This is a genomic window from Francisella philomiragia subsp. philomiragia ATCC 25015 (assembly GCF_000156715.1).
Taxonomy (GTDB): Bacteria; Pseudomonadota; Gammaproteobacteria; order Francisellales; family Francisellaceae; genus Francisella; species Francisella philomiragia.
On the sequence record NZ_DS999316.1, the window covers coordinates 828,655 to 853,211 of the forward strand.

Below are 24,557 nucleotides of genomic sequence, written 5' to 3' on the forward strand. Positions count from 1 at the left end.
TCCTTGTATCACAAGTGTAATACAAGTCTAAATCTTCCAGATATCTCTGTTATAGTCAGCAATAGTTCTATCTGAACTGAAGAACCCAGCTTTTGCAATATTTACTAAAGCCATAGACATCCACTCTTTACGGTTCTCATAATCTTTGATCATTTGATCCTTAACTTGTGCATACTCTACAAGATCTATCAAAGTCATAAACCAGTCTTTATTAAGTAACTCGTTATACAACTCTTTTAAGTTAGATTTCTTACCAAGCTTAACAAGTTTTTTAGAAACTATAAAATCTACGATCGGCTTGATCGCAGGCTGCTTGTAGTAATCTTTAGAAATATAACCACTAGTCTTATATAGATTGATAATAGTGTCACTATCTTTACCAAATGTGTATATATTATCTTGTCCAACTAGCTCAGCAATCTCTACGTTAGCACCATCCATAGTTCCTAATGTAATAGCACCATTTAGCATAAACTTCATGTTACCTGTACCACTAGCCTCTTTTGATGCTAGAGAGATTTGCTCAGAGATATCAGCAGCTGGGATTAACTTCTCAGCAACGCTTACATTATAGTTCTCAACAAATAATACTCTCATGTACTTATTCACATCAGAATCATTATTGATAAGCTCTTGTAAGCATAGTATTAGATGAATAATATCCTTAGCTATAATATAAGCTGGAGCTGCCTTACCACCAAATATAAAGTTAACAGCTCTTGCAGGCTTAAGCTTACCTGACTTAATCTGTAAATATCTATGGATTATATACAAAGCATTCATTTGTTGACGCTTATATTCATGGATACGCTTGATTTGTACGTCAAATATTCCATCTTTGATAAGCTCCACACCATAATGCTCTTTAGCAAATTTAATAAATTGTGCTTTTTTAACCTTTTTGATATCTTCAAGAGCTTTTAAAGTATCATCATTATCAAATTTTAGAAGTTTTTCTAAATCAGTAGCTTTAGTTTTAAAACTATCACCGATAACACTTTCTAAGTATTTTGTTAACTCAGGGTTAGATTGTAATAACCATCTTCTGAATGTTATACCATTAGTCTTATTATTGAATTTGTTTGGATAAATATCGTTAAAGTGCTTCAATTCATCATTTTTAAGAATCTCTGTATGAAGTGCTGCTACACCATTTACACTAAAGCTATAATGAATACTCATATGAGCCATATGCACAATACTTTTATCATCAATGATAGATAATTTCTCATCGATATGCTCTAGCTTAACTTTAGCATCTAAATATCTAATAATATCGATTAACTCTTGAGTTAGTACTTTTTTAAGATATCTTAGAGGCCATTTTTCTAGCGCTTCAGCCAAGATAGTATGGTTAGTATACGCTACTGTTTTCTTAACTATTTCGATAGCTGCATCTATAGATAGCCCTCTAGTCATAAGCTGACGTACAAGCTCAGGAATCACCAAAGTTGGATGAGTATCATTAATCTGGATAGTTGCATGCTCATGAAGCTTCTCAATTGAGTAGCCTTTGTCATCCATATCTGCAAAGACTAAATGCACAGCATTACTTACCATGAAATACTGTTGGAAAATTCTTAATAAATGTCCTGCTTCATCGCTATCATCTGGATATAAGAAAAGCGTAACGTTCTTTTCGATAGCTGTTTTATCAAAAGATATACCTTTTTTAACGATACTAGAGTCAACGCTCTCAGCATCAAACAAGCATAATTTATTAACAAAGTTATTTTGATAACCAACCATCTCAATATCATACATCTGAGATTGTATACTAAAACCATTAAAATCAATCTTATAAGCAGCCTTTCTCTTATTAAGCCAGCCTTTATCCTCTATCCATGGATTAGGTGTTTCTTTTTGTAGATTCTTTTTGAATTTTTGCTTAAACAAACCATAATGATAGTTCAAACTAACACCTGTTGCAGGGATAGCTAATGATGCTATTGAATCTAAAAAGCACGCTGCTAATCTACCCAAACCACCATTACCTAGAGATGGTTCTGGCTCACACTCTTCGATCAAAGCTATATCTTTACCATTAGCCTCAAATAGCTCTTTAACATCATTATAAATTCCAAAATTTATAAGATTATTTGCTAACATTCTACCGATCAAAAATTCACTAGATATATAATATATTTTCTTTTTAAAATCAGGCGTTGGTAGTTTTTCTGTTTGCTCTTTAACATAAGATAATAGTGCATAATATAAATCTTGATCACTTGCTTTAGCTATATCACATCCTAAAGCATCTTGTAAAAAAAGCTTGATTTGATTTTTGTTATCCATTTTTTTAGAAACCTTTGATAATAATTTATTGATAAAAAATAATTACATTAAAAATTATAATATCATTTAAGTATTTTTTTTGGTAAAAAAATATTGATTTTTTGAACTTTTTTGAAAGCCTATCAGACCAGTTGAGAATAAATTTGATGTATTTTATCAGCAGCTGCATTCCAATCTACTTTTTGTTGCATTGCAGTTTTTCTAACCTTCTTCCAGTCTGCTTTACGATTATATAATGCGAATGCTCGGCGTATTGCTAAGGTTAGAGACTCCACACTAAACTCATCAAAAACAAACCCTGTAGCCGTACCATCAGCTAAATTCTCTAATGAAGAATCTGTAACCGTATCTGCTAGGCCACCAACTTTGTGTACTAGAGGTAAAGTTCCATAAGTCAAACCATATAATTGTGTCAATCCACAAGGCTCGAAACGTGATGGTACCAATATCACATCAGAACCAGCAATTATACGATGTGCTTGGTTTTCATCATAGCCGATTTGTACAGCGATTGATTTAGGAGATTTCTTAGCAGCAGCTAAAAATGCTTCTTCCAAAGCTTTATCACCACTTCCTAACAAAACAATTTGACCGCCTCTACTAGTGATTTCACCTATTGCTTCAATTAAAAGGTTTAGGCCTTTTTGCTCAGTTAAGCGTGTTACAATTCCAAAAACCACTGCATCCTCTTTTTTCGCAAGTCCAGTCATTGCTTGTAGAGCTGTTTTACATTTTGCTTTACCAACATTCGCTGTAGTAACTGAATAGTTAGCTTCTATAAGAGTATCCTTTTTAGGATTCCATACTTGAGGATCTACACCATTAAGTACTCCATATAGATCATTATGACGATCTGCAAGTAGCCCTTCTAATCCACATCCCTGCTCATAAGACTGAATCTCTTTAGCATATGTAGGACTTACTGTGGTGATCTTATCAGCAAAATATAGACCCGCCTTCATAAAAGATACTTGACCATAGAACTCTAAACCATTCATACTCAAGAATATACCTGGTAAATCTAACTCCGCAAAAACACTCATTGGGAAAAGACCTTGATAAGCAAGATTATGCACAGTGAACACTGTTTTTACAGCTTTTTTGCCAGATGCTAGTTCACTTGCTTTGATATAAGCAGGTACTAATCCAGCATGCCAATCATGACTATGAACAACTTCTGGCTTCCACTTAGCATCCAAGCCTTCAGAAATTCTTGCTGCTACCCAACCCAATAAAGCGAATCTGAGATAATTATCTGCATAAGCTTGATTACTACTATCTGCGTATGGATTACCCGGACGAGCGAATAAACTAGGAGCATCTATTACATATATGTCGATTTTAGTATTAGGAATCTTAGCTAAAAATATGTTTATCTCTTCTGCACCAAAACGAGAAGGGATATTAATCAAAAGCTGCTTATCCTTAATAGCATTCATAAATGCCGGAAATCCTGGAACCAAAACCCTACTATCAACTCCAAAACTGGCTAATGCAGGAGGCAAAGCAGCTGTAACATCTGCAAGACCTCCTGTTTTTAGAATTGGATATAATTCACTACATACATGTAAAACGCGCATAAGCTTCTCTTATTTTTCTTTTAGTTCATCTATCATTTTTTTAGTTACTAGTACAACACCCTTATCAGTTCTGTAGAAATTCTTAGCATCTTCTATAGGATCTTCACCAATAACCATACCAGCTGGAATATCACAACCTTTATCAATCACAACTTTTTTCAGACGGCAATTTTCACCTACTACCACCTCAGGCATTATCACGCACTGATCAATCTCACAACCTGCTGAAACTCTAACTTTTGAGAACATCAGAGATTTAGAAATCTGTGACCCTAATACTATACATCCTCCAGATGTCAAAGTATTTGTAATCACACCATGATTACCCTTTCTATCTGGCACAAACTTAGCCGGTGGAAGCTGCTCTTGAGCTGTCCACACAGGCCAATCTTTATCATAGATATTCAACTCAGGCATATTAGCTGCTAGATCAAGGTTAGCTTCCCAGAATGCATCTATAGTACCGACATCTCTCCAATATGGTTCAACACCCTCACCTCTAGGTACACATGACATACTAAATGGATGTGCTAAAGCTTGATTTTCACTAACAACTCTTGGAATTATATCTTTACCAAAGTCATGGCTTGACTCTTTGTTTGCAATATCTTCTTCAAGTAAATCATACAAATAGTCAGAATTGAATATATATATACCCATACTTGCATAACATCTATCAGTAGTACCAGGAATTGTTGGTGCATTTTTCTTAGGCTTTTCGATGAAACTAGTAATTTTACGATCTTCATCAATACCCATAATACCAAATGCATACGCTTCTTCTTCAGCAATCTCAACACATCCTACAGTACACTTATAACCACTTTGAGCATGATCCCTAAGCATAACTGAGTAGTCCATTTTGTATATATGATCACCAGCTAGAACTATGACATACTCAGGACCATAAGAGCGTAAAATATCAATATTTTGATATACTGCATCTGCAGTACCACGATACCAATGCTCTTCATCAACCCTTTGCTGAGCTGGTAATAAGTCTATAAACTCATTTAACTCACCGCGTAAGAAGCCCCAACCACGTTGGATATGACGAAGTAACGAGTGTGATTTGTACTGTGTAACCACACCAATTCTTCTAATACCAGAGTTTAAGCAGTTGGATAGAGCAAAGTCTACAATTCTAAACTTACCACCAAAATAAACAGCTGGCTTAGCTCTAGTATCTGTTAGATTATATAAACGAGAGCCACGCCCACCAGCTAATACAAGTGCCATCGCTTTTTTATATAATTGATGTGATGATGAATTATGATTATCCATGATAATTAACTCCTTAGTGTTAATGCATTTTTAAATTAAGTTACTACAGTTGGTTCAGTCATTCCTGTCAGAGATTTGATATTGGTTAAATCTCCAGCAATATCTATCAGACTAGCTAAAGCTTGTTGTGTAGGTATATTAAATTTAGAAGAATCCGACTCATATTTCTCTAAATATATACGTAAAGTAGCTCCCTGTGTTCCTGTACCTGACAACCTAAACACAATCCGAGAACCATCTTCAAAAATAATTCTTATCCCCTGATGGTTAGAAACTGAACCATCTATTGGATCTGTATAACTAAAATCATCTGCTTTAGCCACTTTCTCACCATTTAATTGAGTTCCTGCAAGACTAGATAATTTATCTCTTAAAGAACTCATGATTGAGTTAGCAATCACAGTATCTATAGCTTCATAATCATGTCTTGAATAGAAGTTACGACCAAATTTTTGCCAATGTTCTTCGACCAACTGATCAATTTGCTTACCTGTCGCAGCAACTAAATTCAACCAGAACAATACTGCCCAAACCCCATCTTTCTCACGGATATGATCTGAACCTGTTCCATAACTCTCTTCACCACACAGTGTGATTTTCTGAGCATCTAATAAATTACCAAAGAATTTCCATCCTGTTGGAGTCTCGAAACAAGGTAGACCTAATGACTCTGCCACCCTGTCAACTGCTGTTGATGTAGGCATTGATCTAGCAACACCTTTAATTCCTTTTGAATATGCAGGTATAAGATGCGCATTTGCAGCCATAATTGCTAGACTATCTGAAGGTGATACATCTATTTGTTTACCTACAATCATATTTCTATCAGCATCACCATCTGAAGCTGCACCGAAATCATACTTACCACTACGCATGTGCTTGACTAAGTCTTCGGCATTTACAGGATTTGGATCCGGATGAAAACCGCCAAAATCTTCAAGTGGTTCAGCATTGACAACTGTACCAGCCGGAGCTTGCAAAAGAGTCTCAAAAATATACTTTGCATAAGGACCAGATACTGCACTCATAGAGTCAAAACGTACCTTAAAGCCATTTGCAAATAGTTCACGAATTTTATCGAAATCAAATATTTGTTGCATTAACTCAGCATAATCAGTCACTGAATTAATAACCTCAACGGTTGTATTTTCAATTTTGTATGTGCCTACCTTGTTTAAATTAACACTATCTTTAGGTGCGTCACTTATCAAGTATTGGCCAATCTTTTTAGTTTCTGAAAAAATTCTATCTGTAATTTTCTCAGGTGCTGGACCACCATTAGAAACATTATATTTGATACCAAAGTCTCCTTTTGGACCACCTGGATTATGACTAGCCGATAAAACAATACCGCCAAAAGCTTGATACTTTCTGATAACACAACTAACAGCTGGCGTAGAAAAGATACCATTTTGACCAACTATAATTTTACCAAACCCATTAGCCGCAGCCATCCTAACAATAATCTGTACCGCCACATCATTATAGTACCTACCATCGCCACCAACAACTAGAGTCTTGCCTTGTATATCATCCAAAGAATTAAATATAGATTGTACAAAATTCTCTAAATATCCTGGTCGCTGAAAAGCGGTAACTTTATTACGCAGACCAGATGTCCCTGGTTTTTGATTTTCGAAAGGTTTAGTAGATACAGTTTGAATAGCCATTTCTTTACCTTAGTTATTAAGTTAGTTTAATGAGTAAAATAAGCAACAATCTCTTACCAAATTTAGGATTAGGTAACAGCCTATACAATTCATCTTATCACTATATCTATGAATTTAAAATAACCAATAACTGTATTATTACTAAAATTATTTTTTATATTAATTATTCAGTTTACTAAGTTCTCATAAACTATTAAGATTGTAATTATAGAGATTTTTGGTGCTCACAAGCATCCAAGCTAGAAACCATGTGGATTCTATACTTTTTGATTAGGAGCTTTTATGAAAAACGTAAATTCAAAACAAAATAATCACTCTACTATTGGCGAGCAAGATATTCATTTCTTCCATGAAGGTAAGCACATATATGCTTATGAGTTCATGGGTGCTCACAAAGCATCTGAAAATGGAATTGATGGTATTAGATTTACAACATGGGCTCCAAATGCAAAAAGTATTTGTGTCATTGGTGATTTTAACCACTGGCAAGTTGAAGATAAAAATTACATGAAACGCATCACCGATGCTGGACTATGGAGCGTATTTATCGCAGATGTAAAAGATGGTGATAAATATAAGTTTGTAGTCACAAATAAAGATACTAATCATTATGTATATAAAAGTGATCCTTATGCTTTTTTCTCAGAATTAAGACCAAACACAGCCTCTGTAATAAGTACGCAAACCACTTACAAATGGCACGATGAGAAATGGTTAAAAAAGCGTGCTACTGCTGACTACTATAATAGTCCAATGAACACCTACGAACTTCACTTAGCATCATGGAAAACTAAAGATGATAGGTTTATGACTTATGAAGAGATTGCTGAAGTATTACCCAAATATGTCAAGGATATAGGATACACACATGTTGAGTTTATGCCGTTACATGAGCATCCACTAGATGCTTCGTGGGGTTATCAACCAACAGGTTTTTACTCAATTAATAGTCGTCACGGTGATTTAGTAGGTTTGAAGCACCTGGTTGATAAGCTTCACACTCATGATATTGGTGTAATCCTAGATTGGGTACCGGGACACTTCTGTAAAGATCAACATGGCTTAATCAACTTTGACGGTAGTGCATGTTATGAATACCAAGAGCCTACAAAAGCTATAAATAAAGGTTGGGGAACGCATAATTTTGATCTAGGTAGAAATGAGGTCAAATGTTTCTTAATATCAAATGCCATGTACTGGATCAATGAATTTCATATCGATGGACTTCGTGTAGATGCAGTATCGAATATCTTATACCTAAACTATGATAGAGAAGATGGTCAGTGGGTACCTAACATTCATGGAGGACATGAGAATTTAGAAGGTATTGCTTTCTTAAGAGAGCTCAATGGTGTCTTAAAACATACTTGCAAAGGAGTAATCACAATTGCTGAAGAATCATCATCTTGGCCAAATATATCCACACCTGTTGAACAAGGTGGGTTAGGATTTGATTTCAAATGGAACATGGGTTGGATGAACGATACACTACGCTATATTTCATTAGACCCTGTCTATCGCAAATATCATCACAACTTAATTACTTTCTCTATGGTATACCACTATTCAGAGAAATTTATTTTGTCTATATCTCATGATGAAGTTGTACATGGTAAGAAGTCATTGATAAATAAAATGTGGGGCGATCTGTGGAATAAGTATGCGGGACTTCGCTTATATATGTCATTTATGATTGGACATCCCGGTAAAAAACTCATATTTATGGGTAGTGAATTTGGTCAATTTATCGAATGGCGAGAGTATGAACAACTACAATGGCAAGTTGTTGATGAATATCATACGCACAGGGAGACATTAAATTTCTTTAAGAAACTAAATAAATTCTATAAAGCTGAAACTGCACTATGGGAATGTGACTATGATCATAAAGGCTTCCAGTGGATTGATGCAAACAACTCTGAACAAAGTATTTTGTCTTTTGTTAGATCAAACAAGGATGGTAAAGAAAAGCTAATATTTGTCTGTAACTTCACTCCGGTGACATATTACGACTACCACATAGGTGTTCCTGATGCAGGATCTTATATTGAAGCATTTAACTCTGATGATCTTGAATTTGGTGGCTCTGGTCAACTTATTGCCGATGAAATATTTTCAACTCCTGAATCATCGCATGGTTTTGACCAAAGGATTACAATAAAAGTCCCTCCAATGGCCACTCTTGTTCTCAAACTCAAAAAATAAAGCTATAATGGCTTAACCAAATTATTCACAAACATATTAATTTAACTTAAAGTTGTAGATATGCAGTCATCAAATAATATATGGATAGAAAAAAATAATATTTTCGAAAAATTCAATGCCGAATATACACTCGATCAAGATCCAGATACAAATAGTATTAGATTTAGAATCAATGCACATGGCTTCTCATATGGATATGTTATAGGACATTTCAATCATTGGAAAAAAGAAGATAGATATAAACTTGTTTGGGAAGCAGATCCTGACGATGGTAGTCTATGGCTAACAAAAAATGTACTTAAAATCTCTAGTCTTATCAATGGTTCAAATCAATACTCTTTTGTATTAGTTGATTTAGAAGGTAATGAAAGAAGACTATCAGCAAGCAATCGTACTTTTGAACCATTAACTTTCAATTGGTGTGTAAATCCTCAGATTCTTTCAATAAAAGCATCTGAAGACTATATAGTACCTGGTTATAAAGTAGACCTAGTTGCAATAACAGAATCATTGACAAAAAAGAGAAGTATTGTAGATGTTACATGGCGAGTAGAACCTAAATCAAAACTTATTGAAATCAAAAACAATCAACTAATTATAGATCCAGCAATAACTGATATTAGTGAAGTTAAAGTTTTCTGCAGTAGCAAAAACAATCCTAATCATAGAGCGGAAAGAGTTTTTAGAATAGCTAGAGAACCTAGAGAAGGTCAACTCGTTCATTTTGTCAAAAAGGATGATCAATACTTAGGACAGGACTTTAGTTGGGAATTATGGACATATGATGAAAAAGGCAAAACACGACCTAAATCATTATCCAAAAAAAGTGATTTTGGCTTATATGCTGATTGTGTAAATAAGAATATTATTGCTCGCAAAAGAACATGGAATATGTATTGGCAAAATGATTGGGCTGAACAAACAGGCTCATTCAAAACAAATGAAGAGCATGATAATTTTTATATAGTTTATGGTGATTATGATATCTATACATCACTAAATGATGTTATTAATCGAACTAACGCTAGAATAAATTATGCAGTATTAGATGAACCTAATAAAATTGAGGCATACCTATCTGATACGCCTCTTGTCGGCACTATATTTGAACTATGGATCAACTCAAAAAAAGTAACCCATGCGGTAAGTATTATCAAATATAAATCTAAAAAAGTTATATTTACTAATTTGCCTACAGATTTAAATCCTAGTGATTTGATAGAAATACGTGCAAATAATACCTTTATGCCAACTAAAGTATGTATCGGAAACTTCTTGGATAAATATTATTACCCAAATAATGATATGGGTGTGACATTTTCTAATGATATTGTATCTTTTAGAATATGGGCTCCGACAGCAAAACACGTTGAGCTTTTGATATATCATGAAGATGATAATGATAAGCATGAGATGCCAGATGATGCATTTAATCTAATACCTGAGCCAGAGTATGGTACTCATAGTGTAAGTATTGCTAGAGAATTCTGTGAGAATAAGTTCTATCTGTATAGATTTTATTTTGATGATATAGACTATCGTGGTAATAAGTATACAAAAATAACTTATGCTATCGATCCTTATGCGGTTGGACTTGGTGCTAATGGTAGAAAAGGCTTTATACTCGATCTTAACTCCGAAGATCTTGCTCCTGAAAGCTGGAAAAACAGCTACTTCCATACACCTAAGAATCCTCAAGACACTATTATATACGAACTACATGTTAGAGATTTTACAATCAGCCCTGACAGTAATATCCCAGATAATATTCGTGGCAAATTCTTAGGTACAGTATATGAAGGATCTGAGATAACCAGTCCAGATGGTGAGCTATCTGTTTCAACAGGTATAGATAGTCTTCATGAACTTGGAGTAACCCATGTGCATCTATTACCAATATTTGATTTCTCATCAGTTGATGAGTCAAATGCTAATATCAAAGATAATAGAAATTGGGGATATGATCCACAAAACTATAACGCTCCTGATGGAAGCTACTCTATCAACCCTTTTGATCCAACTCAAAGAATCAAAGGTGCTAGAGAGATGATTGCCGGATTCCATAACAAAGGTATTGGTGTAATCATGGACATGGTTTATAACCATATGACTGATACATCGAACTTTGACAGTATCGTTCCAAAATACTATTTCAGAACAGATAGCTTAGGCCATTTTACTAATGGTTCCGGATGCGGTAATGAGCTTGATACCGAAAAACCAATGGTACGTAAGTTTATTAAAGATTCTGTTTTGCATTGGGTTAAAAACTATAAAGTCAATGGACTAAGATTTGACTTAATGGAACTAATCGATTTGGATACTATCAAAGAAATTACTGAAGAAGTAAAACAAATAGATCCAGGTATTATAGTCTATGGTGAGCCATGGAAAGCTGGTGATTCACCTCTTAGAAATGGTACCTACAGAGGCACACAAAGAAACCAAGATTTCTCTGTATTTAATGATGCCTTCAGAGATGCTATTCGAGGTAATAATAGTCCAGGTAATGGCTATGTTAATGGTGATGCTCATAATCCCGCTAATATTGGCAAGGTTATGGAAGGATTAAAAGGATCCATACATGATCTAACTGCTAACCCTAAAGAAACTATCAACTATGTTGATGCTCATGATAACTATACACTTTGGGATCAAATAGAGAAGAGTTTGAATAGAAATATACAAGCTGGTAACTATAGACAAAACATCCAAGAAAATATCTTTGACAGTCGTAGAGTTCGCCAGAATAGTTTAGCTCTTGGCATAGTATTGACATCTCAAGGTGTACCATTCTTACATGGGGGTTGTGAATTTCTTAGAACAAAACAAGGCGATCATAACAGTTATAAAAGTAATGATGATATCAATGCTTTCCACTGGCAAGACAAATTACAATACAAGCCTTTTTTTGATTATGTGAAAGGACTTATAAAGATAAGAAAAGAACACCCTGCTTTTAGAATGACCTCTCCTGAAGATATTAGTAAACATCTAATTGTTTCAGCAGCATACCATGATCTTCATTCTGGAGTTATCGTATCTCATCTTAAGGATAATGCTAACGGCGATATGTGGAAAAATATAGTTGTAGTGTATAATGCGACAGCTATAGAAAATTACGATATCAATGATATTGTCCCTATTACCGAAACTAATGAGTGGCATGTTGTCGCAAATCATGAAAGAGCTGGTACGGAGACTATAGAAAAAACAACTAAAGGCAAGCTACCTCCTCTTAGAGCATACTCAATGTTAATTATTCATAGCTAAGGAAATAAGATGTCTAATAATTTTAAAGCTCCTCTTAATACTGAGACTAAGTTTTTATTTTCTACTTCTGGTAGTAACTCATCTATATCAAGACATAATACTGCTATACAGAAGCTAGGCTTAAATCTTTGTTATTTTACATTTTCTGGTGATATAACTGCCAAGACATATACTGATGCTATTAGAGCACCCTTTGTCAATGGTGGTACAGTAACGGCTCACAATGGTCTAAAATCAAAAGTAATACCATTTTTAGATTACATAGAGCCTTTAGCTAAAGAGACTTTAGCTGTAAATACAATTATCAATAAAGATGGCAAACTTTATGGTTACAATACAGACTGTCATGGTTTACAAACAGCTCTTAAAAAAGGTATCAAAGCATCAAACAAAACTATCAAAACCGCAGTAATATACGGTAATGGTGGCGTATCTGGAGTTGCTTTTAAAGTTCTACAAGACTTAGGTATCAAAGTAACTATAGTCGGTAGAAGTGCCGAAAAAGTAGCTCAAAAAAGAAAAGAACTAGGTATAGAAAACATTCCTCATTTTGAAGGTCCGTATGACCTAGTAGTAGATGCCACACCAATATCATCATCACCAGAACTAGAGCAAAATACCCAATTTATAGACTTAGTTAAAAATGCAAAAATAGTATTTTGTCACGCTATGCCTGAAAAAGATAATAAGAAAAATTATCTACTCGAGTATTGTAATAAAAACGATATTTTCTATATCTCTGGCGAGGATATGTATATTAACCAGCTGATTAAACAATATATGATCTACTTTGAAAATCTCAATCAAAAGAAAATCACTGAAGAAGATATAATAAAAGCTTGGAATTTATAATTCTGCTATTTAATATCTTTAATAATATCCAACCAATTAGAATAAAAAGTCTTTCTATCATTTTGCCATGAATAATTAATATTATTTTGGCTGTCATAGTAGTTATATGGCTTATCTATATTATCGGTAGTTGCTTTATCCCTTAAATACTCTGCTTCTAGGGTATCCTGAGTATATTCTAGGTGATTAAACATATAAGTAATATCATACTTTTTATCTGCTAAACAATCTAAGCCATCTATTGCAGATGCTAGGATAACATCTGTATGCTCCAATACTTTCTGATCTGTAATTTTTGTTTGTCGAGATATACAAGCTTTAAGTTCACCATCTATACCTTTTAGCAGTGGATGATCGTGCTTAATAGGCTTATGCCCATATACACCAAATAACTTCTTTTCTAGACATTGTTTGTTTATACCATATAGATAATTTAGACCGGCCTGAGCAGCCCAGCAAACTAACATCACAGATAATTTATACTCAAGACTTTTTGAAATTATCTCACAAACTTCTGGATAGAAATCAACGCTCTCAAACTCTAATAACTCAACAGGAGCCCCTGTGATAATAATTCCATCTAAATCAGCAAAATCATAATCCTGCCAATTAGCATAATTTTCTTGTAAGTAACTCTCGCTAACTCTAGTACTAGGACGTACTAATGAATGAAAAAACACTAACTCAACAATTGTAGAATTATTATGAGAAAGTACATCTGCCCAGTGCTTTTCAGTTTCTTTGACAGTTGGCATCAAATTTACAATAGCAACTTTTAATCTTTTGATACTAGAGCTATTCTTGATACTAATTTCAGTTTGATAATTAAGCTGTAAGTCTCTAAAAAACTCAAATGACTTTTTTGCATTGATCGTCATACTGCACCTCCGAATAATCCAAAGCCTGCTTTAAATCCTCTATTAGATCATTAGCATCTTCTAAGCCTATTGATAATCTTACCAAACCATCAGATACTCCTGATTGTATACGCTCTTGCTCTGTTAACTGCGAATGTGTCGTTGATGCTGGATGTATAATCAAGCTTCTAGCATCCCCGATATTAGCACAGTGTGTGAATAGCTTTGTTTGCTCGACCAAATTCTTACCAGCATCAAATCCTTCATTTAACTCTATGGTTAGCAATCCAGCGACACCTTTTGGAAAATATTTATTAGCCAAAAGATTATATGGAGAGTTAACAAGACCAGCATAATTAACTTTTTTAATCTTTGGATGAGCATTTAAAAATTTTGCTACTTTTTCAGCATTTTTGATATGCTTGTCTAACCTTGCTCCCAATGTTTCTAGACCTTGTATAGCCAAAAAAGCAGTATGTGGACTAAGAGTAGCACCTATATCTCGCAAACCAACTGCAAGCCCCCTAACGGTAAAAGCCAACTTGCCAAAAGTTTCATGAAATGAAATATTATTATAGGATCTATCAGGTTTTGCTAATAAAGGAAATTTATCATTCGCTGACCAATCAAAAGTTCCTCCATCGACAACTGCACCACCTACTATAGAACCATTACCACTTAAATATTTTGTCAAAGAATAAGAGACAATATCTGCGCCATGTTCTAATGGGTTTAATAAGTAAGGTGTTGCAACAGTATTATCAACTATCAACGGAATACCAGCTTCATGAGCAATTTTTGCAAGTGCTTTGATATCAGCAATAACTCCAGAAGGATTAGATTGAGACTCTATAAATAGTGCCTTGGTGTTCTCTTGGATAGCATTTTTGACCTCATCTAATTTATTTATATCAACTAGAGTTGACTGCCACCCAAATTGCCTTGGAAATGTATGTGTCAATTGTGTTACTGAACCACCATACAAATATTTAGAAGCAACTATATGATCACCACTTTGAAGTAGATTTAAGAAAATCAAAAGTTGTGCTGCATGTCCTGATGAGCAGGCAAATCCGCCAGCAGCTCCATGAAGATTAGCTAGCCTAGAAGCATACTCATCTACTGTTGGGTTAGTTAATCGTGAATATATACTACCAAACTCTTTTAATGCAAAAAGATTTGCAGCATGCTCTGTACTTTCAAATACAAAACTAGAAGTTTGATGTATAGGTGTTTGTACTGATCCACTCTTTTCTGGTATAGAGCGATGTACGGCTAATGTTTCTAAAGAATATTTACTCATAGTTTTCTCCTATTTATAAAACTCTTTAGCTTGGGAGAAATCTGAGAGGGAAAGATGGAATAATCCAAAACACCTTTTAGCAGATTATTTTTCGTGTCCGCAAGCTGAGTTATCAAATCAACACGTTTATAAGACTATGCTTATAATTCATATGGAATTAAGTCCATATCTTTCAGCATATTACTTAGAATTATCTTTGTCAAATGATTATTTAACAAAATTTTGAAAAATTACTATCACTTATCTCTTGTGACAGGTCTAACAGCCAACTCTGATAATATATAATTATATAATGCCCTATGCACTTGATAGGTTGGATGAACATGATCCCAAAACGCATAATCTTGGGGATTATCACACATACTACCAGCATACCCTGCATCTATAACACTTTGCATTGATGGCTGATCTAATAGATCATTCATTTTGACTTTAGAGTCTGTTTTGGCGTTAGCCTCTAGGCTATTATATGCACTATCAATACTAGACTTCTCAGATGAAAAATATCCTCCCAACCAACAAGAATCTTTGATATGATCCAAGCTTATAGTTGCATTATATTTTTTATTAAAGCTCTTAGTATTATTTACCATTTCATCAAATACTGTAGCAATATCTATAAACTTCATTTTATGCTTATCCGCATACTCTCTTAAAATTTTGTTATGCTGTTTGTATATTTTTTTGAGAACTTTCTCATTACTTAGTGATTTAGACTCTCCTGTGATACTTAGATCAGGTAATCCAACAACAATTGTCTGTTTTGCAGATACTTTTTCAATAGCATTGATGATACCATCTGTCACTTGTTTGACTGCTCCATCAATATCCGTCATCTCTGGATTAGTAGTTAGGTAATCATTACCTCCGACAAAGAATATTGCCAAATTATCTTTTATATCATCATTAGCTTCTAGATTTAGATATAAGCCTACTTGATCATCTAAGACATACGGAGTGCTATTATCAGCCCACTCTGGAAACACTATAACCGAACTACCACCTACTGCATAATTACTCACAGGAATATTATTTAAATAAAGCCTATTTGCAAACTGTTCTGACCATACCTCACCATTAGAAAACATCCCTCTATAATATGGTGTCGATTTTGGTAAGAGTTGTAATGAATATTTATACAAATTACCCTTATCACTTAAGCTATCGCCAAATATCATTATTCTTTTGACACCAAATAATAGACTATCAAATATATCTAGCTCTTGATGACATGCAGAAACTGTAAAAGTTGGTGTTATTAAACTACCATTTATCAATGTTTTAAGGTTCACTGAATAATTAGTCCAATAGTATTCATAACCCTCATTGCGGAATTGATGATTTATTTCTATATTACCTTTTGGATCTTTAAATAAAGCTCGATTGGCACCTTTTTGACCAAAATAAAAAAAGCCATTTGATAACTCGTATTCTACAGAACCTGACGAATCTTTAGATTTGAAGCCAATATCATAATACGATGTTGTTGAATCCATAAAATTATCATTTGATAGCTCTTTAGTCATATAGTATTGATGTGGTTTTAGTGTCTTTGTAAAAGTTGATTTGTTATTTTTATCTTTGATAGTAAATACAGCATCTGTACTACAGTTATTCTCGAGCATTAGTTTGGTATGAGCATATCCAAAAGAATAATTTATAGATAAAGAGGTCAATAAAAGAATACTAGATATTTTTAAGAAAATGTTACGCATCTAATAGTTACTATGGATTAGAATATAACAAAAATTATACACTAGTGAATATAAAAACTTTAGCTCTAAAAATACACCCACAAAAATATTAAAATTGTCATATCAGCAAATGTATGAGTAATGATAGGTGCAAGTACTCCTTTTACTTTATATCTCATCAAACCTAGAGCACAAGCATATACAAAGGTCATCGCAAAACCTATTAACCCATTAGGGAACCCTCCCGCATAATGAAATCCGGCAAATAAAAATGCTTGTAAAAATATTGCTACTGAAATATTAAAAACTTTAGTCAATTCAGTTTGGATAATTCCTCTAAAAATAACCTCTTCAACAATTGCATTCAATAATGCTCCAACAGGTATTAGCATTAAAATTACAATAGTACTAAGCTTCGCAAGCTCTTGAGAAGTTGCCTCTCCAACTCCAGTTAGCTCACTTGTTAATATCCCCCAAACTATCAAGCTTATTGAAGTTACTACAGATACAAGCGCTACTGCTAACCAGATTTTAATATCTTTTATTTCCCCAAAATTAAACAGCTCAAAAACCTGCTTTTTGTATACTAGTGCAGATATTAATAGTGTGATTAATAATGTTGCAAACATTGGATTTTGATAAAGAGGTATTATCAAATAAATTGGCAAGGTTGATAAAAATAAAAATAGATTTGAATTGAAAATCTTCTTATCAAAAATCACACTTGTCATAAGTGATATAGCTGCACATAGTACTGCAAGATTACTAGATAACTCGCTCTGAAAATAAAAAGATAAAGTTATAAAAATTATATTTATTACAAATATAATTTTGACTAGATTAAGATTTGTAGACATGTATATATTTTTTTGATAAATCTAAAAGGATTATAAAGAAGAATTATTTAGGCTGCCAAACGATATCTAGCTCTTTAGCTGCTTTGACATCATCAAGACGACGCGCTGGTAGATTATAAGGAGCACCTTTTAGATACTGAGGATCTTTCTTAGCAATATCTCTGATTTCAACCATTGCTTGGATAAACTTCTCCATACTATCAATATTTTCAGTTTCAGTAGGTTCTATTAATAGACACTCTGGTACCAATAGCGGAAAGTACATTGTAGGAGCATGCACCCCTCTATCTATCAAGCACTTAGCAAAATCAGTGGCTGTCACACCATAATTTTGGAACTCAGGCTTCAAAGTTACGATGAACTCATGAGAAGCTCTTCTCTCAGGATATGCTATCGTGAAGCCTTCTTGTTTTAAGCGAGCCATCATATAGTTAGCATTTAGAGTAGCTATTTCAGAAGCTTCTGTTAGACCATTACCGCCTAGCATAGCACCATAAATATATGCTCTAATTAATACACCGATATTACCATTAAATGCTGATAATCTACCGATAGTATTTGGTACATCTTTTTCTTCTAGCCATACAAATTTATCATCTTTTTTACCAACCATTGGCACTGGTAAAAACTCTTTTAGCTTATCATTAACAGCAACTGGGCCAGCACCTGGACCGCCACCACCATGAGGAGTAGCAAAAGTCTTATGAAGATTCATATGTAAAACATCAAAGCCCATATCACCAGGGCGTGCTTTACCCATGATTGCATTTAAGTTGGCACCATCATAGTACAATAAACCACCAGCTTCATGGACTTTCTTCGCGATAACTGCGATATTTCTTTCAAATACACCAACAGTTGATGGATTAGTTAGCATAATTCCAGCTGTCTTTGGACCAAGTACCTTATCTAGAGCCTCGATATCAATATCACCATCCTTCTTGGTAGGTATCTCAATAACTTTTAGACCACAAACTTTTGCAGTAGCTGGGTTAGTACCATGAGCAGCATCTGGCACGATGATTTCATCACGCTCAAAATCACCACGCTTGTGATGATATGCTTTGATCATAGCTACACCTGCAAACTCACCTTGAGCACCAGCCATAGGAGCTAATGATACACCTGTCATACCAGTTAGCTCTTTGATTAAGTCTTGTAAATCATATAGACATTCAAGAGTACCTTGTACACTTTGAGCGCTTGCATAAGGATGTCTTTCTAAAAATCCAGCTAATGAAGCATACTTATGCGCAGCTCGCGGATTGTATTTCATAGTACAAGAACCTAGCGGATAGAAATTTGTATCTATACAAAAATTTTTGCGTGATAGTTGTGTATAGTGTCTAACAACATCTAGCTCAGCTTGCTCTGGAAGTATTGGTTTTTTAGAACGAAGCATATTTGTAGGGATATTTGAAACATCTCCTTTTTTGCTAGGCATTACAGATGGTGAGTTTTTACCTCTAGTTTTTTCAAAAATAACCATTTAAATTAACCTCCTATCCTAGCTAAAACTTTTTTAGTAGCTTCTATATACTCTTTGATATCTTCAGATGTATGAATCTCTGTAGCACAAACCATAATAGAGTTAGCTAAATCACTATGATACTCGCCTAAGAAATAACCTGCATCTATACCTTCTTTTTCCATTTCTGTGACAAAGATTTCGGCATTTACAGGTAAATCGATCACCACTTCATTAAAGAATACATTATTAAATCTAGCATTTACTCCATCTAGTTTAGATAATTCATTTGCTAGCTTAGTGGTATTCTCATGAGATACACTTGCTACTCTTTCTAAACCTTCTGCACCTAATAAGCTCATATAAATAGTCGCAGCTGTAACCATCAAACCTTGGTTAGTACAGATATTTGAAGTAGCTTTTGCACGACGGATATGCTGCTCTCTAGCTTGTAGAGTTAAGCAAAAACCTTCATTACCATCTAAGTCAACTGTTCTACCAACTATACGACCTGGCATTTGACGTACATGAGCCATCTTGCAAGTCATAAAACCAAAATATGGTCCTCCAGAAGCTAAAGGCACACCCATAGGTTGACCCTCACCACATACTATATCAGCACCATTTTCACCCCATTCCGCAGGTGATTTCAATATCGCAAGTGACATAGGATTAGTCACAGCAATTACTAAAGCGTCATGCTTATGTGCCCAATTTGTAATCCCATCAACATCTGCAAGTTGACCTAAGAAATTAGGACTTTGGATAACTACAGCTGCATAATCAGTATTCGCAAAATCTTCTAACTTAGTAATATCTGTCTTACCATTTTTAGAATCAAGATTAACAATATCAAACTCTATACCTTGATGCTTTGTTATAGTTTCTAATACTCTCAAATAAGTCGGGTGCAAAGCTTCAGCAATCAAAATCTTTTGGGATTTAGCTTTTTTGTTTGAGCGAATCGCCATAAGTACAGACTCTGCCAAAGCAGTTGCTCCATCATACATAGAAGCATTTGAGGCATCCATACCTGTCAAGCCAGCCATCATAGTTTGGAACTCATATATAACCTGTAAGCCACCTTGAGAGGCCTCTGCTTGATATGGTGTATATGCTGTATAAAACTCTCCTCGAGCTACAATATCCCATATAGCAGATGGTATATAGTGACTATATGCTCCAGCTCCTATAAAGTTTGTATTATGATGATTTTTATTAGCTCTTTTTCTCATCTGATTTGCTAACTGAATCTCATTGATTCCATCTTTAATCTTAAGAGTATCTGCTCTTAACTGGGCTGGAATTTCATCAAATAACTGATCTATAGAGCTTGCGCCTATAGTACCAAGCATTTTTTCTATCTGCTCAGGTTTATGTGGAATAAAAGACATATTTCCTCCATGTCTTCGTATATAGAATTTTATAAAGGACTAAATAGAAACTCTGAAAGTCTATAATTAGTCTTCAAGAGTTTTTGCATAAGCATCCGCAGATAATAGATCCGCAAGTTGAGATTCATCAGAGATTTTAAGTTTAAATAACCATCCATCTCTATATGGTGCATGGTTTACTTGAGAAGGATCATCACTTAGAGATTCATTCACATCAATAACCTCACCATCAAGAGGAGCATATACATCTGAAGCTGCTTTCACAGATTCAACAACACAAGTATCATCACCAGCTGAAAATTCCTCTCCAATTTCTGGTAACTCAACATATACTAAATCACCTAATAAAGACTGCGCATGTTCAGTAATACCTACAGTAACCTCATCACCATCTACTTTCACCCATTCATGAGATTTTGTGTATTTTAATTCATTAGGAATATTTGACATTTTTATACCTCCGTATTGACTACGATTAATTATTGTTGTGAAAATATTTATTTTTTAAATCAAAGATTGCCCATTCTTGACAAACTTTGCTTTAACTAATTCTACTTCTAATTCTTTACCGCGTATATTAACGATCGGATTAGCACCTTCTTTAGGCACATAAGCTAATGCTATTGCAACTTTAAGAGTAGGTGAAAAACTACCACTTGTTATATATCCTTTTTCGCCATTATCAAAATCAATCTCTTGGCCAGCTCTAAGCACGCCTTTTGACTTTAGAACAACTCCTGTCCACTTAGTAGTTATACCATGTGATTTTTTTGCAAGATATGCTTTTTTACCAATAAAATCTCTATTCTCATCAGATAAATCAACACTCCAACCAAGCCCTCTCTCTAGAGGAGTTGTAGTTGTATTCATATCTGATCCATATAGGTGCATCCCTGCCTCTAAGCGCAAAGTATCCCGAGCACCCAAGCCTGCTGGCTCGGCACCATTTTCTAATAAATTATCCCAAAAATCTGCTACTTGGTCTGCTGGCAACATTATTTCAAAACCATCTTCGCCAGTATAACCAGTACGAGCAAACATCCAATTACTAAAAAACTTAAATGTAAAAGGCTTCAGCTTAGCTATTTCTTCTGCGACCTCTGTAGTTACAGTATGCTTAACAATCTCTACAGCTTTTGGACCTTGTACAGCAACTATCGCTAGGTTTTGTTGTGGTGTTATCTTAACATCTAAGTCTTGAGAGTTTTCTCTAAACCATGCCACATCTGACTCTCTATTGCCAGCATTGACAACTATTCTAAAATTCTCTGAGTCAATCTTATATGTAATAAGATCATCAACGATACCTGCCTCATGATTTAGCATACAGCCATACTGTGCTTTGCCTGCTTCTAGCTTAGCAACATCATTAGCCAAGATATGACGCAAAAATTTCTCGGCATCTTTACCTTGAATATCAACAGCTAGCATATGTGATACATCAAAGACACCACAGTTCTCTCTAACATTATTGTGCTCTTGAATTTGTGAACCATAGTTAATTGGCATTGACCATCCAGAGAAGTCTACCATTTTAGCATTTGCTGCTAAGTGCGATTCATAAAGAGGAGTTTTAAGCATTTTTTTCACCTAAAATTAGACTCGATAAGCAACACTATACATTTTTTTTTAGCTGATTATAAGCGTTTTTTTTCAAAAAAATTTAATATTAATCATCAATTACTTTGATATATAATTTGCCATCTTTTGCCCTCTCAGGACCATGTATATCTGTATCAAATCCTGGCAACATTGAGCCTATCTTTTCTAGCATCAATAAGAAATCTAATATTACCTTAGATTCCTCTGTTACTTTTTCGCCTGGGAATATCACTGGAATACCTGGTGGATATGGTAATATCATCACAGCTGAAGTCTGCTCATACAGCTCTGCTAAAGGGACTTTTTTGACTTTACCTTTTAGTAATTTCTGAAAAGCCCTATGAGGATTAAGTTGTTGTTCAGGTAACACATTAAAAGCATGGTACATAAGATTAGGAAGATTAGCTTCTTTCATATACTGATGCAATCTTTCACTAACTTCTTGGATTCTCATATCTTCATAGAACTTAGGGTCTTGAGCATATAATGTCGGTAGCATCTTCTCAACCAATGTATTCTCATCATACATTTGTTTGAATTTATTAAGTACTGATATTAGCCTTACTGATTTTGCCTTTGTAGTGCCTAAACTAAAGATAAATAACAATGAATAAGGCCCAGATTTCTCAACCACGATATCATGCTCATCTAAAAACTTAGCCACTATATCCGCTGGCACCCCCCAATCTTGGACATTATTATCTTTTATACCAGGAGTTAAGATTGTTATCTTAATAGGATCTAGTGAAAGAAAATCTCCATCTATATTTTTAAATCCATGCCACTTATCAGCATTTCTTAGTAGCCAAGCCTCTTTATTAGAGATATTATCAGGTTGCCAAACATCAAAGAACCAATCACCAGCTTCTGATCTAAGCTTAACTAGCTCTCGTCTAAAATCTATCGCCAGATTGATAGTTTTGTCAATAAGATTATAGCCCTGCTCGCCCTCCATCATCGCTGCTGCTGTCTCAACACTAGCAACTATTGGATAAAAAGGAGATGTTGAAGTATGCATCATATATGCTTCATTCAAAACTTCATCGTTATAATCACCTTTTATGTGTAACATTGATGACTGGCTGAAAGCTGCCAGAAGTTTATGAGTAGATTGTGTCTCAAAAATTATATGCTCTGGCTTTGGTTCAATCTGCATTGCAGACTTATGTTTATAGATTGGATGAAATATTGCGTATGGTATCCAAGCACTATCAAAATGTAACTTTTTAACATCTAGTTCATAATGAATAGTATCTGTGTTATATAGAATGCCATCATAAGTTGAATTTGTGACAACAGCATATTCAGGCCATTTATCTGCAATGCTACTATTATCAATTTTTTCTTGAATAGTTTGGCGCTGAAATTCTTTTTTAGGTATACCTCCAATTATGCCATAAGCATTTCTTGTTGGTTTTAGATATATTGGATTAACATCTACCATCATCATTAGATGTGTAACTGATTTATGGCAATTTCTATCTACAAGAATTGTATCGCCATCAGCAACACTATACATACCGACTATCTTATTTGCTGTTGATGTCCCATTGGTCACAATCAACGATCTATCAGCTTGGAAAACTTTTGCAATATACTCTTCTGCATCTTTGTGAGCTTCCGAATGATCTAATAAACTTCCTAGCTCTTTCATTGAGATAGATAAGTCAGTCTTAAAAACATTCTCACCATAAAAGTCATAGAATAAAGCACCTACTGCCGAACGCTGAAAGCCATACCCTCCCTGATGCCCTGGTGTGCAGAAAGATGAGTTAAAAGATTTGGAATATTTAAACAACTCATAAGTTAAAGGTGGCAAAATATCATTGAAGTAGTTTGTAATAGTTCTATGAATAAAATCCGAATCCTCGCCAGCTAAAGCATCATACTGTAAGAAGTTAATATTTAAGTTAAAATCACGCAGATTGAGTTTGATACTTTGGTTATAATCAGAAACCACAAATACTGGTAACTTAGTGTTAAGATGCGCAATATTGTGGAATGCTTCAATACTAAAACTAGTTCTATCAAGAACGATACAACATATTCTTGAATTATCCTCAAGAATCTCTACAACCTCAGATAAATCATCTACTGTTAAAGTATGATATTCATAACTTTGTAGATCTTTTTCAATCTTTAGCAAGAATTTTTCTTTATATGATTTTAAAGTGTCTTTATATACAAATACAATTGTCTTCATTAGCTTTACCACTTATGGAC

The 24,557-nt window shown here is 34.3% G+C and carries 16 protein-coding genes and 1 riboswitch; of the genes, 3 read left to right on the forward strand and 13 right to left on the reverse strand.

Going from position 1 to position 24,557, the window contains the following annotated elements; translation table 11 throughout:
• Positions 1 to 27: 27 nt before the first annotated feature.
• From glgP to FTPG_RS09370, 4 genes are all read right to left on the reverse strand, one after another.
• The gene (gene glgP, locus FTPG_RS09355; RefSeq protein WP_004288225.1) at positions 28 to 2,295 is read right to left on the reverse strand and encodes a glycogen/starch/alpha-glucan family phosphorylase; all 2,268 of its coding nucleotides are present in this window, start codon (positions 2,293 to 2,295) and stop codon (positions 28 to 30) included.
• Positions 2,296 to 2,417: 122 nt separating this feature from the next.
• A complete protein-coding gene (gene glgA, locus FTPG_RS09360) occupies positions 2,418 to 3,875 on the reverse strand; it encodes a glycogen synthase GlgA (RefSeq protein WP_004288226.1) in 1,458 nt (485 codons plus the stop codon).
• A gap of 9 nt (positions 3,876 to 3,884) precedes the next feature.
• A complete protein-coding gene (glgC, locus tag FTPG_RS09365; protein WP_004288227.1) occupies positions 3,885 to 5,159 on the reverse strand; it encodes a glucose-1-phosphate adenylyltransferase in 1,275 nt (424 codons plus the stop codon).
• Between the two features lie 35 nt (positions 5,160 to 5,194).
• Positions 5,195 to 6,829 carry an alpha-D-glucose phosphate-specific phosphoglucomutase gene (locus FTPG_RS09370; RefSeq protein ID WP_004288228.1) on the reverse strand — a complete coding sequence of 545 codons (1,635 nt, stop codon included), beginning with the start codon at positions 6,827 to 6,829 and terminating at the stop codon, positions 5,195 to 5,197.
• Positions 6,830 to 7,111: 282 nt separating this feature from the next.
• Between FTPG_RS09370 and glgB the strand changes: the two genes are divergently transcribed.
• The 3 genes from glgB to FTPG_RS09385 are packed head-to-tail and all read left to right on the forward strand — an operon-like array spanning position 7,112 to position 13,159.
• The gene (glgB, locus tag FTPG_RS09375) at positions 7,112 to 9,034 is read left to right on the forward strand and encodes a 1,4-alpha-glucan branching protein GlgB (protein WP_004288230.1); all 1,923 of its coding nucleotides are present in this window, start codon (positions 7,112 to 7,114) and stop codon (positions 9,032 to 9,034) included.
• A 60-nt stretch (positions 9,035 to 9,094) separates the two neighbouring features.
• The gene (pulA, locus tag FTPG_RS09380) at positions 9,095 to 12,307 is read left to right on the forward strand and encodes a type I pullulanase (RefSeq protein WP_004288231.1); all 3,213 of its coding nucleotides are present in this window, start codon (positions 9,095 to 9,097) and stop codon (positions 12,305 to 12,307) included.
• A gap of 9 nt (positions 12,308 to 12,316) precedes the next feature.
• Positions 12,317 to 13,159, forward strand: coding sequence for a shikimate dehydrogenase family protein (locus FTPG_RS09385; protein ID WP_004288232.1), 843 nt, complete (start codon positions 12,317 to 12,319; stop codon positions 13,157 to 13,159).
• Between the two features lie 5 nt (positions 13,160 to 13,164).
• Here the strand turns inward: FTPG_RS09385 and FTPG_RS09390 are convergent, their stop codons facing one another.
• The 9 genes from FTPG_RS09390 to FTPG_RS09430 form a co-directional block, all read right to left on the reverse strand.
• The gene (locus tag FTPG_RS09390) at positions 13,165 to 14,037 is read right to left on the reverse strand and encodes a homoserine O-acetyltransferase/O-succinyltransferase family protein (protein ID WP_004288233.1); all 873 of its coding nucleotides are present in this window, start codon (positions 14,035 to 14,037) and stop codon (positions 13,165 to 13,167) included.
• On the reverse strand, positions 14,009 to 15,319 hold the full coding sequence (locus FTPG_RS09395; protein WP_004288234.1) for an O-acetylhomoserine aminocarboxypropyltransferase/cysteine synthase family protein: 1,311 nt from the start codon (positions 15,317 to 15,319) through the stop codon (positions 14,009 to 14,011). Before FTPG_RS09395 ends, FTPG_RS09390 begins: the two co-directional genes overlap by 29 nt.
• Positions 15,320 to 15,375: 56 nt before the next feature.
• A riboswitch (SAM riboswitch) is annotated at positions 15,376 to 15,453 on the reverse strand.
• Between the two features lie 102 nt (positions 15,454 to 15,555).
• Positions 15,556 to 17,034, reverse strand: a complete 1,479-nt coding sequence (locus FTPG_RS09400; RefSeq protein WP_004288235.1) for an SGNH/GDSL hydrolase family protein — start codon at positions 17,032 to 17,034, stop codon at positions 15,556 to 15,558.
• Between the two features lie 65 nt (positions 17,035 to 17,099).
• On the reverse strand, positions 17,100 to 17,870 hold the full coding sequence (locus FTPG_RS09405; protein ID WP_004288236.1) for a CPBP family intramembrane glutamic endopeptidase: 771 nt from the start codon (positions 17,868 to 17,870) through the stop codon (positions 17,100 to 17,102).
• A gap of 43 nt (positions 17,871 to 17,913) precedes the next feature.
• Positions 17,914 to 19,359 carry an aminomethyl-transferring glycine dehydrogenase subunit GcvPB gene (gene gcvPB / locus FTPG_RS09410; protein WP_004288237.1) on the reverse strand — a complete coding sequence of 482 codons (1,446 nt, stop codon included), beginning with the start codon at positions 19,357 to 19,359 and terminating at the stop codon, positions 17,914 to 17,916.
• A 5-nt stretch (positions 19,360 to 19,364) separates the two neighbouring features.
• Positions 19,365 to 20,732 carry an aminomethyl-transferring glycine dehydrogenase subunit GcvPA gene (gcvPA, locus tag FTPG_RS09415; protein ID WP_004288238.1) on the reverse strand — a complete coding sequence of 456 codons (1,368 nt, stop codon included), beginning with the start codon at positions 20,730 to 20,732 and terminating at the stop codon, positions 19,365 to 19,367.
• A 66-nt stretch (positions 20,733 to 20,798) separates the two neighbouring features.
• Positions 20,799 to 21,182 (reverse strand): glycine cleavage system protein GcvH, encoded by a 384-nt coding sequence (gene gcvH, locus FTPG_RS09420; protein WP_004288239.1) that lies wholly within the window; start codon positions 21,180 to 21,182, stop codon positions 20,799 to 20,801.
• 54 nt (positions 21,183 to 21,236) lie between these two features.
• On the reverse strand, positions 21,237 to 22,313 hold the full coding sequence (gene gcvT, locus FTPG_RS09425) for a glycine cleavage system aminomethyltransferase GcvT (protein ID WP_004288240.1): 1,077 nt from the start codon (positions 22,311 to 22,313) through the stop codon (positions 21,237 to 21,239).
• Positions 22,314 to 22,401: 88 nt separating this feature from the next.
• A complete protein-coding gene (locus FTPG_RS09430) occupies positions 22,402 to 24,537 on the reverse strand; it encodes a lysine decarboxylase LdcC (protein WP_004288241.1) in 2,136 nt (711 codons plus the stop codon).
• Between the last annotated feature and the right edge of the window lie 20 nt (positions 24,538 to 24,557).

Coding starts and splice junctions, on each gene's coding strand:
- glgP (WP_004288225.1), bottom strand. CDS start 2,295: ATGGATAACAAAAATCAAATCAAGCTTTTTTTACAAGATGCTTTAGGA.
- glgA (WP_004288226.1), bottom strand. CDS start 3,875: ATGCGCGTTTTACATGTATGTAGTGAATTATATCCAATTCTAAAAACA.
- glgC (WP_004288227.1), bottom strand. CDS start 5,159: ATGGATAATCATAATTCATCATCACATCAATTATATAAAAAAGCGATG.
- FTPG_RS09370 (WP_004288228.1), bottom strand. CDS start 6,829: ATGGCTATTCAAACTGTATCTACTAAACCTTTCGAAAATCAAAAACCA.
- glgB (WP_004288230.1), top strand. CDS start 7,112: ATGAAAAACGTAAATTCAAAACAAAATAATCACTCTACTATTGGCGAG.
- pulA (WP_004288231.1), top strand. CDS start 9,095: ATGCAGTCATCAAATAATATATGGATAGAAAAAAATAATATTTTCGAA.
- FTPG_RS09385 (WP_004288232.1), top strand. CDS start 12,317: ATGTCTAATAATTTTAAAGCTCCTCTTAATACTGAGACTAAGTTTTTA.
- FTPG_RS09390 (WP_004288233.1), bottom strand. CDS start 14,037: ATGACGATCAATGCAAAAAAGTCATTTGAGTTTTTTAGAGACTTACAG.
- FTPG_RS09395 (WP_004288234.1), bottom strand. CDS start 15,319: ATGAGTAAATATTCTTTAGAAACATTAGCCGTACATCGCTCTATACCA.
- FTPG_RS09400 (WP_004288235.1), bottom strand. CDS start 17,034: ATGCGTAACATTTTCTTAAAAATATCTAGTATTCTTTTATTGACCTCT.
- FTPG_RS09405 (WP_004288236.1), bottom strand. CDS start 17,870: ATGTCTACAAATCTTAATCTAGTCAAAATTATATTTGTAATAAATATA.
- gcvPB (WP_004288237.1), bottom strand. CDS start 19,359: ATGGTTATTTTTGAAAAAACTAGAGGTAAAAACTCACCATCTGTAATG.
- gcvPA (WP_004288238.1), bottom strand. CDS start 20,732: ATGTCTTTTATTCCACATAAACCTGAGCAGATAGAAAAAATGCTTGGT.
- gcvH (WP_004288239.1), bottom strand. CDS start 21,182: ATGTCAAATATTCCTAATGAATTAAAATACACAAAATCTCATGAATGG.
- gcvT (WP_004288240.1), bottom strand. CDS start 22,313: ATGCTTAAAACTCCTCTTTATGAATCGCACTTAGCAGCAAATGCTAAA.
- FTPG_RS09430 (WP_004288241.1), bottom strand. CDS start 24,537: ATGAAGACAATTGTATTTGTATATAAAGACACTTTAAAATCATATAAA.